Genomic DNA, 12,873 nt, shown 5'->3' with positions numbered 1-12,873 from the left:
TAATATGTAAAATACATCAAATTTGATTCATAACCCGCCTAACGTTGCAATACTTTTAGCAAAAGATCTACTTCTTCGGGTGTGTTGAAACTATGAATCACAATACGTAGTCGCTCGGTGCCTTTGGGTACCGTAGGGTGCAGTATAGGCCTTACATCCAGCCCCGCATCCTGTAATGCGGCGGCTATTTTACGGGTGTTATCATTTCCCCGCGTCATCACTACCTGTATAGGTGTTTTGCTTGGTAATGTTTCCAAATGTTGTACCCCTGCGCGGAACTGTTGTATGAGCGCCGACAGTTGCCCCCGCACTTCATGCATAACAGGAAATGCGGCGTAACCTGCTTCTATGGCGGCTAACGCAGCTGGTGGCAAGGCAGTGGTATAAATAAAAGAACGGGAGAAGTTGATAAGATACGCACGTAATACGTTGGAACCCAGCACCACAGCACCATGACAACCAACTGCCTTTCCAAATGTATGTACGCGTGCAAAACATCTATCCTCCAGGCGCAATTCCTGTACCAGCCCCTCTCCTCCTTCACCTATCACTCCGGTGGCATGGGCTTCATCTACAACCAGGTGCGCCCCATATTGCTCACAAAGTGCTGAAATAGCCTGCAGCGGCGCCAGATCACCATCCATGGAATACACCGATTCTACCGCCACAAATATATTTCCACCGGCATTTTTTAATTTTTTTTCCAGATCCTCCAGATCATTATGCACAAACGAAAACGTTTGTGCACCAGACAACCGCATACCATCCCGGATAGAAGCATGAATCAGCTGATCGTAAATAATAGTGTCTCCTTTCCTGCCTATACAGGAAAACAAGCCCAGGTTAGCATCGTAACCGGAATTATACATCAGACCTGCATCAGCATGATGAAAAACTGCGAGGTCTTTCTCTACAGATGTTATCCACTCATAATTACCAGCCAGTAAACGCGAACCGGTACTGCCATGTGAGGCATGTCTTTCAACCAGCAAAGTATGTATATACTCCCGGATAACAGGGCTCCTGGCCAGTCCCAGGTAATCATTGGAACAAAAATCTACCTTATCTCCCGGCAAACGCAATTCCCTGAATGACTGCTGCTCTCTGCGTTCATCAAGCAGACGGGACATAAAAGAAGGTTCGTTTTTATTCATAAGACACAAGATTAGCGTGTAGCAATTTAGACTTTTCGGACATATCTTCGCAAAAATAACTAACAGTTGAAGGCTTAAAGCTAACAGCTATTCATATGAGCAAAGTATCAATACTCGGATTAAAACTACCTACAGACCCTCGTTGGGTTAACCTGGCAGCTATTTCATTGCAGGACATCCTCACTGATCACGCTTATTGCGAGCAAAAAGCGGCATCCTCCGCTATCTCGCTGATACAGCGTAATCCGGAAAGAATAAAAATGGTGGAAGAACTAGCACCTATTGTAACGGAAGAATGGGGTCATTTCCGGCAGGTACTCGCTGAAATGAAGAAGCGTGGCTTATCTCTGGGCAGACAACGAAAAGACGATTACGTTAATGCACTGATGGATAACCGCGTAAAAGGCGGTCATGCTGATGAGGCCTTCCTCGATGCACTGCTCATATTTGCGCTCATAGAAGCCCGCAGCTGCGAACGTTTCCGCCTGTTGAGTGAAGGTTTGGAAGATGAATACATGCGCGAATTCTATCGCAAATTTATGATCTCTGAAGCCGGTCATTACCGCCTTTTTATTGATCTGGCAAACGAATATTTTCCGGAAGAAAAAGTGAAAAACCGCTGGCAGGAATGGCTAAAAACAGAAGCAGAAATATTACAAAATATAGAAGTACGGGGAGATAGAATGCACTAATTAAATTGTCTGAACCAGGATTAAAGGATTGAATGGATTACCCGATGGATGCCGAAGATTTAAGCGGATAATGTCTGAACTGTGATTTTTATGATTAGTATGATTATCCTGATGAGCGAAGATAATCCTGATGAGCGAAGATAATCGCGTATATCTTAGGGATAAACAATATAACACCCATCAGGGCAATCCATTCAACCCTTTAATCCTGGTCAAAAATTAAAGCCCATATTCACATAAAACTTCAGCTGACCAGATTGATCACTGTACATCATTGTTGCCTCAATGGGGCCTAACCGGCTGCTATAGCCCGCCCCCAGTCCATATCCACTGAGATACTTATACTTGTTACCACCGGATAATTCCCCGTCATATACAGCAGCACCTACACGTGGAATCGCAAATATATTTTTAATAAACTCATATTGCCATGCTATCTGTACAGCACTTATTTTTGGAGTAATTACTTCTCCTTCATACAACCCTACAAAAGGAACCTGGTTACGGGTTACTGTAGACATACCGCCTACAAGGTATCCGTTCAGTACAGATTCATTGTAATTGAGATTATAACTGATATTACCATCAAACTCAATAGCTGATTTATGGCTTAGCGGGATGTAATATTTCATATTCAGGATGAAACGCTCGTAATCATTGAACTTTACACCGGCACTATCCAGGTTCAATTCCGTTCCGTTGGAATTTACTTTAATACCCGGATGCTGATTGTAAATATGTCCTGCTTCAAAATTCAGCAGCAACCCTTTCGTAGGATATATTTTCTGATTCAGTGAATTAATGCCATAATTAAAGTAGGTGTTCAGCTGATTGGTACTGCCCCGTACTTCCACAAAAGGAGAAAACTGTGGCTTATACTTAATATACTCCCAGCGCGTACCTGCACCAATAGACATATTCCGGCCAATAGTATATTGCATGTCTATATTGACGTTGGCATACTTACTGCGATACTGCTGCATCTTCCCGAAATTATCATCATAAAAAGTAAGCCCGTTATTTTCATAATAGGTACTTAATCCAAATCCAAAATTACGGCTGCGGCCCAGGTACTTAAAGTATTCTGCCTCCAGGCGCGGATTCTCGCTGATGGCTACGGTCACGAATGAACGGGAATTGGGTACAATGAAATTACGCTGCGTCAGATTCAACACCGCATTGGCACCGGTGAAAGTGTTATAATTCAATGCAAACTTTACGTAGGTCAACGGATTTTCTTCTACCTGAATATCCATCCTGCTTTTACCATATCCTTCGGAAGTAAGACTATACGTAATCAGTTTATAAAAACGGGTACCATACACATTCAGGATCGCATTCCTGAGTTGTTGCGGGGTATAACAGCCGTTGGGTTTGAGATGAAGCCTTTGCAGAAAAAATTTCCGGTCAGAGTGTACCAATCCGTTTACATGAATGCTGCTGATTTCAATGTCTGCTGCAAACGGCAGCCGGTCCGCAACAAACGGAGGCTCCGGGTATAATGCATTCAATGAGTCCGCCAGGTGCTTAAATACCGGGTACATCTCCCTTCCTTTGCGGCGGCCCACTTCAATGATAGAGTCTACGCTCCCAAAGCTGGCAGCAGAGTAATTTTCCAGCTCTTTATTCATTGGCACATAAATATCGCATTGTTTGATGGCCGTTTTAAAATCTACGGCATCTTTATACAATCCAAGCTGGTAAAGAATATCAAAGGGTGTTATCAGCTGATCCGCTTTGCGTAAGCCGCCACTCACGTTGGCGCCAATCACAATATCAGCGCCCATTTCTTTGGCGGTGATCACCGGGAAGTTACGCACCACACCACCATCCACCAGTTTACGATCCCCTATTTTCACTGCGGTAAAAATAGACGGGATGGCCATACTGGCGCGGATACTGGTCACTACCTCTCCGCTATCCAGCGTTACAATTTCGCCGGTAGCTACATCTGTAGCGATACACTTAAATGGAATATTAAAATCGGAAAAGTTTTTTACGTCTTTCACCGGCCAGCATAATTTGGCCAGCTCCAGCCACAATGCTTCACCGGAAATTACGCCGGAAGCGAGTTTGGGCTTACCATATTCAAAAGGGATTTCAATGATGTATTTATTATACTGCGTTTTTTCTTCGTAAGATATGTCTGTGAGCGCCGGCTGATTGGAGAACAAATCATTCCAGTTAAGTTTGCGGGCGGCCGCCTCAATATGATTACCGGAATATCCCATAGCATACAAAGCGCCAACAATACTACCCATACTGGTACCCGTGAGGTAATCCACTTTTAACCCGGCACTATCTATTGCTTCCAGTATGCCAATATGCGCCAATCCGCGGGCACCTCCACCACTGAGCGTTACAGCAACTTTAGGTCTGTTGCCGGTGTTTTTTTGCGCTTTCGCTACTATGTGAAAGGCAAAAAGGATTAACAACAATAAACTAGTAACCCTGCTGATACGAGATAACTGTCCTGGATTCATTTTTTTTGAATTGCCCCTTTATTAAAGATAAGGGATTATAGAGATTTATGAGTTTGCAGATTTGAGAGATCCTGATTTTTTACTTGCCTGTATTTGCGCCCATAACAATTATTCACTATCTTTTTCCCCGCAAAAGCCCTAACAGCTACAAAAAACCAAGTATGCAAAATCCACAAGCCACAAAAAATATCTGGCAGGTAATACTGGCTTCATCGGCCGGTACTTTAATAGAATGGTACGACTTCTACATCTTCGGCAGCTTATCTGCTATTATCGCTGAAAAGTTTTTTCCACCCAGCAATCCGCAGCTGGCATATATAGCTACCCTGGCCACTTTTGCCGTAGGATTTATTGTTCGCCCTTTTGGCGCCATTGTATTTGGTCGCCTGGGCGATATGGTAGGGCGCAAATACACATTCCTGCTTACACTGCTCATTATGGGCGGCTCTACATTTGCAATAGGCCTTATTCCCAGCTATCATACTATTGGTATGCTGGCGCCTGTGCTGGTACTCCTTCTCCGGCTATTACAGGGACTGGCCCTGGGTGGTGAATACGGCGGGGCTGCTACCTATGTGGCAGAACATTCGCCGGATAACCGTCGTGGTTACTACACCAGTTTCATTCAAACCACAGCCACTCTCGGGCTGTTTGTATCACTAGGCGTGATCCTTATCACCCGCACCGTGATGACACCTGAAAACTTCAATAACTATGGCTGGCGCATTCCGTTCCTGTTATCGGTATTCCTGGTGATCATGTCTTATTATATACGTATACGCCTACACGAATCACCTTTATTTACACAAATGAAACAGGAAGGTAAAACTTCCGCCAACCCTATCAAGGAAAGTTTTGGCAACAAAGAAAACCTGAAACTGGTGCTGATAGCGCTGTTCGGCGCTGCCATGGGGCAAGGGGTGATCTGGTATACCGGTCAGTTTTATGCCCTCTCCTTCCTCCAGAAAACAATGAACATAGAGTTTGTGCAATCCAATATTATCATTGCCATTGCACTGCTGCTGGGAACACCCTTCTTCATTTATTTCGGGTCGCTGTCTGATCGTATAGGCCGTAAAAAGATCATGCTCACCGGCATGCTCCTCGCCGCCCTGGCCTACTACCCTATTTACAAAGCCATGGACAACATAGGCGATATAAAACAGAAACAGGAACAAACAGCGGATCTCAGGATAGAAAGCAACTCATCACAGAATGAAGCCGGCAAACTGGTATCCAAAACCACACGTGTTCATAGCTATACAGACGGCAGCATCCTCCGGGATACAGACGGCAAAAAGGAACTAACGGTAAGCCATACACGCATGGCCTGGCTGGTGATCCTGATATTTATACAAGTGTTGTTTGTAACCATGGTATACGCACCCATAGCCGCTTTCCTGGTAGAACTGTTTCCTACGCGTATCCGGTACACCTCTATGTCGCTGCCTTATCACATTGGCAATGGCGTATTTGGCGGTTTATTACCCACCATTTCCACCATCCTGGTTACCAATACCGGCAACCACCTGGCAGGATTGATTTATCCGATTGCTGTGGCAGTAATATGTTTTGTGATAGGAATAATTTATTTGAAAGATAAGAAAGGGGTTCAGTTGTGATAATGTCTGAACTGTGATTTTTATGATTTTTTTGATGATCCTGATGAGCGAAGATTAGATTGTCTGAACCAGGATTTTTTAGGATTGAATGGATTACCCTGATGGGCGTTATGTTGTTTTATATTGAAGATATCCGCTAAAATCTTCTCTTTGATCTTTTGCACCCATCAGGGTAATCCATTCAATCCTAAAAATCCTGGTTCAGACAATCTAATCTTCGCTCATCAGGATAATCAAAAAAATCATAAAAATCACAGTTCAGACAGTTGGACTAAAATATGCCAGCAACTCCTCCATATTAAGCTGCGGATGCTCCGCCATTATCTGCTTTACCTTACCCGCATACGTACGCAAAAACTGTTGATGCTCGCTGCTTTCCGGATTAAACGGCCGGTGATGTGCGGCACGGTTTATTTCTGCAATGGTGTGTAATAATGGCTGGCTGTTGGGATGGATACAGGATTTTACTACCTGCTCCCACACATAATTTACTGCGGCAGCATTGGGATGTACCAGGTCATCTTTATAAAAGCGATAATCGCGCAGATCATCTATCACCAGCTCATAAGCCGGGAAATAAAAGAGGCGGTTAAATTTATTCACAAGGTGATGTACAGCCTGTAGCAGTATAGCTTTGCTGAGGTTATTCTCCACTACGCCATCGCGTATGTAACGCACCGGGCTAACGGTAAAGAGTATATTAATTTTCCGGTTGCGGAAAAACAAACGATGCATCACGTTATCCAGCGCAGTAACAACTTCATCTACTGTGAGTAACCGTTTGTAGAAACTGGCGGCGGGTACTTTATGACAGTTGCCTACTATGCGGCTGTTTTCTTTGAGTACATGGGCATGAGCGGAGCCAAGGGTCAATATGAGCCAGTCGGCGTTTTCAATACTGCGGGCAGCCGCGGCATGCGCGGTGTTAATCGCTTCCAGTGCAGCTTCCGGCGTGAGCGCAGAAAAACGGCTGTGATGATCCCAGCTATTCCAGGAGTCGTTGTGTTGAAATAAATCTTCTTTAGTATATATTTTTCCGTCGAGATAAGAAGTCAGGGCTTTAGTGATGCTCAACGGATTGTATAAGATGCCATGGGGGTTGATCACCGTATTAAACCGGTGCTCCTGCAGCTTTTCGCCTATCTCTTCAGCAAAGCAGGAGCCCAGCAGCAGCAGCTCATCTTTATATTGAATAGCTGACGCCAAAGGCTCCACGGGAAAGCTCAAATGAAATTGCATGTGTAACTGTTAATCTTTAAAAACGGCATCTGCCAGTCGCTGTGCGCCGCGCAGTGCTGTCATATCCAGCGTGAGTGGCTCTTTGCGCTGATGGCAAAATGCAATCATATTTTCAGTGGCCAGATTGCCTACCAGTTCATCTTTAGCCATAGGGCAACCGCCAATGCCTTTAATGGAGCTGTCGAAGCGCTTGCAGCCCTGTTCCCAGGCGGCCAGTACTTTCTCTTCCCAGTTATAGGGAGCAGCATGAAAATGTGCGCCAAACTCTACATCCGTGTAAGCAGGGATCAGGTGTTTAAACAGATCCGTGATTGTTTTAGGATCGGCTACACCAACCGTATCAGCGAGGGAAATAATACCTATCTCCATCTTCACCATCTCTTCTACCCACTGTAATACAATCTCCGGGCTATATGGGTCACCATAAGGGTTTCCAAATCCCATAGAAATATATACTACCAGCTCTTTTTTATTTTTTATACACAGCTCCTGCATGGAATGCACCTGTTCCAGGGATTCTGCGATAGTTTTATTGGTATTCCGCAGCTGAAACGTTTCTGAAATAGAAAACGGAAAGCCGAGGTAACTGATTTCGTCAAATACAACCGCGTCTTCTGCACCACGCATATTCGCCACAATGGCCAGCAGTTTACTTTTTGATCCTGATAACTGCAACCGGGGCAACACATCTTTAGTGTCGGCCATTTGCGGGATTGCTTTGGGAGATACAAAACTTCCAAAATCAATCGTATCAAAACCTACTTTTAACAAGGCATCCAGGTATTTCACCTTCTCATCCGTGCTGATCATCCTGTGCCAACCCTGCATAGCATCACGCGGGCACTCTACCAGTTTGAGCATAAAATAAATTTAATTGCGAATTGGACAGGTAGCAGCAAGCTGCTAAAATTTGTCTTCTCCAGGATTTTGATGATTAATCATGATTATTCTGATTAGATGCTATATTAAAAATAAACAAAATCAGAAAAATCATGATTAATCATCAAAATCCCGGGGAAGACAATTTCTGCCCGATTATTATATAGTTCGTTGTTTCAATGCTTCATACAAAATAATACCAGCCGCCACAGATACGTTGAAAGACTCAAAGTTGCCGGCCATCGGTATATGAAAAAGCACATCGGAGGCTTTTATCAACGCGGGGTACACGCCTTTATCTTCTGAACCCATAATCACTGCTACAGGCTCTTTCAGGTCGCAATCGTATAATTTTATTTCCGTTTCCATTTCACTCGCCAGCACTTTAATACCGTTGAGATGCAGGGTATCAATAGCTTTATTCAGGCTGTTAACACGGCAAACCGATATTTTTTCCAATGCACCTGCAGAGGATTTTACGGCTTCTTCATTCAGGGAGGCGATGCCTTTGTCCGGAATGATAATGGCCTGGGCGCCGCAACACACGGCACTACGGGCAATGGCGCCAATATTACGTACATCGGTAATACCATCCAGGATCAGGAACAGCGGCGTTTGCCCCTGCTCAATGACGTGTGATATTACGTCCTGCAGGTCCAGGTAGGTAACGTTGCCGGCAATAGCTACGCATCCCTGGTGATTAGCCTGGGTAAGCCCGTTCAACTTTTCCATCGGCACATAGTTCACGGGGATATTGTTGGCTAAGGCCAGGTCTCTGATTTGTGGGATAATATCGCCTGTTGCTGTGCGCAGCATGAAAATGCGCTCAATGGACTTGCCACTGTTCAGGGCTTCCAGTACCGGCTGGCGACCAATAATCATTGTAGATTGCTTTGGGCGCTGAGTCGCATACTTTTTGGGGCCACCTGACCCCTCTCTTCTTTCACCTTTGAAAGCGTTAAATTTCCTTTCCATGTGTTGCAAAGGTAACGGGTTTATTTGTTTAATAACCCCTCCAGGCCCATGAGCTTCACTTTTTGTATGGCAGCAACGGATAAGGAATCGGTGATGTCGAAGTTGTTCACCATCCGGTAGGCATCTTCAAAAGATATCTTTTTAACGATCAGTTGTTCTGTTTCTTCCGGCTCAGCCATACGTTGCTCCAGGCCACGGGCCAGATATACGATCCCGGTTTCATCGGAAACGGAATTAGACATATCCAGCCTGGTGATCACTTCCCAGTGACTGGCCACCAGCCCGGTTTCTTCCAATAGTTCTCTTTTGGCGGTATCCAGCGGATCTTCGCCCAGCGGGCCTCCGCCTTCAGGGATCTCCCAGCTGAAGCGGTTCAGCGGAAAACGGAATTGTCCTACGAGATAGATTTGCATATCGTCATCCAGTGCCACCACACCTACAGCCAGGTTTTTAAAATGAACAACGCCATAAATGCCTGCGCCACCGGCCGGGTTCAGCCCCTCATGATGTAATACACTGATCCAGTTATTGTCGTATCGTGTTTCGCTGGAATGTATAGTCCAGGGATTTTTTGTCAGGTCCATATTTTGAGGAATTACGAATTGGGAATTACGGATGTAAGCGAAGATCGCTTCGATCCGTAATTCCCAATTCGTAATTTGTAATTATTTATTTAACGGTAAATAATAGTAGTAAGAATTCGTATCTTTTATAAATCCTTCCCTTTCATACAATGCCTGTGCACCGGTATTAGCTACATAGGTTTGCAGCATTAACCAGGCAGCATTTGTTTTGCGGCCATGCGCGGCAGCTGCTGCTATCAAGGCTTTACCAGCACCTATCCCCCGGTGTTCTTCCAGCACATATAAATCATTTAATAACCAGCCCCGCTTCATTCCTACAGAAGTGAAGATAGGATACAACTGTGTGAAGCCGATAATTTCTTCTCCCAACAATGCAACAAATATGTTACTATCTTTATTTTCAATCCTTTCTGTAATGAATGCCAATGCACCTTTAAAATCAGGCGCCTGATCGTAGTAAGAACGATATGCATCAAATAATACTGCCACTTCGTTGGTGTGTAATTCCGTTGCCTGAATAACTTCCATGAGATGAAATTTAATTTAGTAAGTGTAAATTAATACATTTCACTAACAAAAGAAAAGATGCTCTGTCCGGTAAAAACCGGGGTGAACATCTGCCTATTAACTTCTACCTTAAAAATATATAGCTATTACTAATCTGTTATTGCCGTAAGTTTTTTCTTGCTTTTGTTGAATGCATTATTCACCAGGAATACGCCTCCTATTGTTACGAGTGAACATACACCCATTAACCAGGTGAGATTTTCATGCAGCAGCGTCCAACCCAGCAATACCGCTACAACAGGATTGATGTAAGCATAAATCGATACCTGTGCCGGCGGCAGATTATTCAAGGCAAACACATATGCTGAATAAGAAAAAACAGATCCTACCAAAATCAGGTACAACAGGCTTTCCCACAGCTCTGTAGTAAAATTGCCCACCTCCAGGTGTTGTCCCAAAAACAACATAGCTACCAGCAACATAATGATGCCACTGAAAAACATCTGAAACCCTGCACCATAGAGGTAGTTCACACCCAACGCCCATTTGGCGGTAAGTACTGATCCCAATGCCCAGAAAATACAGGAACAGAAAGCGATCAGTATCCCGAACTGAAAATCAGGGTTCATTAAACTGGATAAATAATTATAGAAGATACCCGCCACACCGCCAAAACCCAGTATCATACCAATGATCAGCTGTATACTCAGCCTGGTACGTTTCACTAAAAAGTAACTGGCAATAGTGATCCAGATAGGAATGGTAGCTGCAATAATAGCTCCCAGTCCACTTGGAATGTATTTCAGCGCCCAGGTAAGTAAACCGTTACCACCACAAAGCATGAGTGTACCTATTACAAACAACTTCGACAACACCGGCTTCTCTGGCAACTTATATCCCCTGAGTAAAAAGAATCCTGTTATTAAAAGGCCCGCAACAGCTTGTCGTAATCCGGCCAGCATAACACCGTGCATATGCCGCACGCCCACCCTGGAAGCCAGATAAGTGGTTCCCCAAAAAATACTTACAATGGCAAGCGCGATGTAAGCATTTGTATTTGATTTACGCATAAGTATATTGATTCACTATTTTTTCTGCGAGTCCTTTCATTGTATCGTAAGCTATTGTAACATCTTTTGCAGCCGTTCTCCAGTTGACCAATGCAGCCCTGATCCCTTGCCGGCCCTGGTATACGGTACCTGTCATACATACCACACCGGTGGCATTCAATGCTTCCAGGAATTCATTTACCGCTGCGGTCTGTACGTCTGCTGCTACATTCAGTGTGAAACAAACAACACATAACCGTACGGGCGACAACAACGTAAAATGAGGGTCTTTCTCCAGCAAATCACCCAGTTCCTGCGCGCGTGTAATATTATTTTCTACCAGCCACCGGTATCCTTCTTTACCATATGCCATCAATGAAAACCAGGCTGGCAAAGCCCTCTGCCGGCGGGAGTTTTCAGGGATGTAATTAATGAAATTAAAATGTGCTGCCGGATCGCCCAGGTAAGCAGCACCTGCATTCTGAAATACTTCTACCTGTAATTGCGGATGACGACAGAAAATCATGGCGGCATCATAAGGTACATTCAACCATTTGTGTGCATCAATAGTGATGCTATCTGCCCATTCCCAGCCTTTCAGCAGATGTTTATAAGCATCGCTGCAAGCGGCAAATCCACCGAAAGCCGCGTCTACATGGAGCCAGAAGCCGTATTCTTTTTTAAGTTCCACCAATGCTGCGATGTCGTCAAAGTCCACGGTATTCACCGTGCCCGCATTGGCTACATATATAAAAGGCTGCCCTTTATTTTCTTCGAGGTAATTTTTTAATGCGGCAAGATCCACGCATTCCCTGTTGGGCAATGTGGGTAACTTCACCAGGCTGTTTCTTCCCAAACCCAGCATAGACATAGCTTTGCCAATACTCGAATGAGGCGTGGCAGATACCACTTTCAAATCAGATAAACCGGCCATTCCATCTCTTCCAATATCTATTCCCCGCTGGTGGCCCAGCCACTGCCGGCCGATGGCCAATCCTGTAAAATTAGACATCGTAGCACCGGATACAAAGCAACCAAGATGTTCTTCCGGCAGGCCAAATAATTCTTTTAATAAAACAATGGTTTCCGTTTCTATATAAAAGGCGGCTGAGCTCTTATCTGATGAATTCAAATCCATGGCTGAAGTAAGCCAATCTCCCATCAATGCAGCGGGTGTAACGCCCCCTGTAACAAATCCCCAGTATCGTGGTCCTGCGGCGGCGGTGATACTATTTCCATATTGCTGCCGGAACATTTCCAAAGCGGCGGCACCGCCCAAACCCGCTTCCGGAAAGGCTATGCGGGAGGCCACCGTCACCTGTTTATCTGCTGCCAGCTTATCGATAACAGACAAAAATTTACTGCTGAAATCTTTGGACAACTGTAATAACTGATCTGTGTGCTTTAAATCTTCCTGCAATCTCTTTTCCATGATAACTGTTTAATAGGATATGATGATCTCTGATTCGAGATCAAAATTGAGATAAATAAAGATGTAAAAACAGATTCAGTTCTGTGTATTTTGAGCAGATCAGATTGTCTTGCTCAGGATTAAACTGATTAATATGATTACCATGATTTCTTTTTCTTGATTATAAAATGATTAGAGGAGATATAAGCGGATGGGAATATTCGTTAATCAGTTTGCAATCATCAGAAATCAAAAAAAATCATGGTAATCATATTAAT

General features: G+C 44.3%; 11 protein-coding genes. 2 read left to right on the top strand and 9 right to left on the bottom strand.

The annotated features are described in order from the left end of the window. Positions 1-38 precede the first annotated feature (38 nt). Complete coding sequence (locus CLV51_RS14165) at positions 39-1,154, bottom strand: aminotransferase class I/II-fold pyridoxal phosphate-dependent enzyme (protein ID WP_106528668.1); 1,116 nt, start codon at positions 1,152-1,154, stop codon at positions 39-41. Positions 1,155-1,249: 95 nt separating this feature from the next. On the opposite strand from CLV51_RS14165, the gene CLV51_RS14160 reads away from it, so the two are divergent. Continuing rightward, positions 1,250-1,846, top strand: coding sequence for a MiaE family protein (locus CLV51_RS14160; protein WP_106528667.1), 597 nt, complete (start codon positions 1,250-1,252; stop codon positions 1,844-1,846). A gap of 212 nt (positions 1,847-2,058) precedes the next feature. On the opposite strand, the gene CLV51_RS14155 is transcribed toward CLV51_RS14160, so the two are convergent. Then, positions 2,059-4,329 (bottom strand): patatin-like phospholipase family protein, encoded by a 2,271-nt coding sequence (locus CLV51_RS14155; protein ID WP_106528666.1) that lies wholly within the window; start codon positions 4,327-4,329, stop codon positions 2,059-2,061. A 161-nt stretch (positions 4,330-4,490) separates the two neighbouring features. On the opposite strand from CLV51_RS14155, the gene CLV51_RS14150 reads away from it, so the two are divergent. After that, a complete protein-coding gene (locus tag CLV51_RS14150; RefSeq protein WP_106528665.1) occupies positions 4,491-5,951 on the top strand; it encodes an MFS transporter in 1,461 nt (486 codons plus the stop codon). A gap of 258 nt (positions 5,952-6,209) precedes the next feature. Here the strand turns inward: CLV51_RS14150 and CLV51_RS14145 are convergent, their stop codons facing one another. The 7 genes from CLV51_RS14145 to CLV51_RS14115 form a co-directional block, all read right to left on the bottom strand. Next, on the bottom strand, positions 6,210-7,190 hold the full coding sequence (locus CLV51_RS14145) for a GSCFA domain-containing protein (protein ID WP_106528664.1): 981 nt from the start codon (positions 7,188-7,190) through the stop codon (positions 6,210-6,212). A gap of 9 nt (positions 7,191-7,199) precedes the next feature. Then, the gene (locus CLV51_RS14140) at positions 7,200-8,051 is read right to left on the bottom strand and encodes a hydroxymethylglutaryl-CoA lyase (RefSeq protein ID WP_106528663.1); all 852 of its coding nucleotides are present in this window, start codon (positions 8,049-8,051) and stop codon (positions 7,200-7,202) included. A 177-nt stretch (positions 8,052-8,228) separates the two neighbouring features. Beyond that, the gene (rlmB, locus tag CLV51_RS14135; RefSeq protein ID WP_106528662.1) at positions 8,229-9,044 is read right to left on the bottom strand and encodes a 23S rRNA (guanosine(2251)-2'-O)-methyltransferase RlmB; all 816 of its coding nucleotides are present in this window, start codon (positions 9,042-9,044) and stop codon (positions 8,229-8,231) included. Between the two features lie 20 nt (positions 9,045-9,064). Beyond that, positions 9,065-9,628 (bottom strand): NUDIX domain-containing protein, encoded by a 564-nt coding sequence (locus CLV51_RS14130; RefSeq protein ID WP_106528661.1) that lies wholly within the window; start codon positions 9,626-9,628, stop codon positions 9,065-9,067. Between the two features lie 81 nt (positions 9,629-9,709). After that, on the bottom strand, positions 9,710-10,156 hold the full coding sequence (locus tag CLV51_RS14125; protein ID WP_106528660.1) for a GNAT family N-acetyltransferase: 447 nt from the start codon (positions 10,154-10,156) through the stop codon (positions 9,710-9,712). Positions 10,157-10,284: 128 nt separating this feature from the next. Then, the gene (locus tag CLV51_RS14120) at positions 10,285-11,205 is read right to left on the bottom strand and encodes an EamA family transporter (RefSeq protein ID WP_106528659.1); all 921 of its coding nucleotides are present in this window, start codon (positions 11,203-11,205) and stop codon (positions 10,285-10,287) included. Then, positions 11,198-12,616 (bottom strand): pyridoxal phosphate-dependent decarboxylase family protein, encoded by a 1,419-nt coding sequence (locus CLV51_RS14115; RefSeq protein WP_106528658.1) that lies wholly within the window; start codon positions 12,614-12,616, stop codon positions 11,198-11,200. Before CLV51_RS14115 ends, CLV51_RS14120 begins: the two co-directional genes overlap by 8 nt. Positions 12,617-12,873: the final 257 nt, after the last annotated feature.

Source organism: Chitinophaga niastensis (assembly GCF_003014755.1).
GTDB lineage: Bacteria > Bacteroidota > Bacteroidia > Chitinophagales > Chitinophagaceae > Chitinophaga > Chitinophaga niastensis.
The sequence above is the reverse complement of the archived record's forward strand: the minus strand, read 5'-3'. Positions and strand labels throughout refer to the sequence as shown.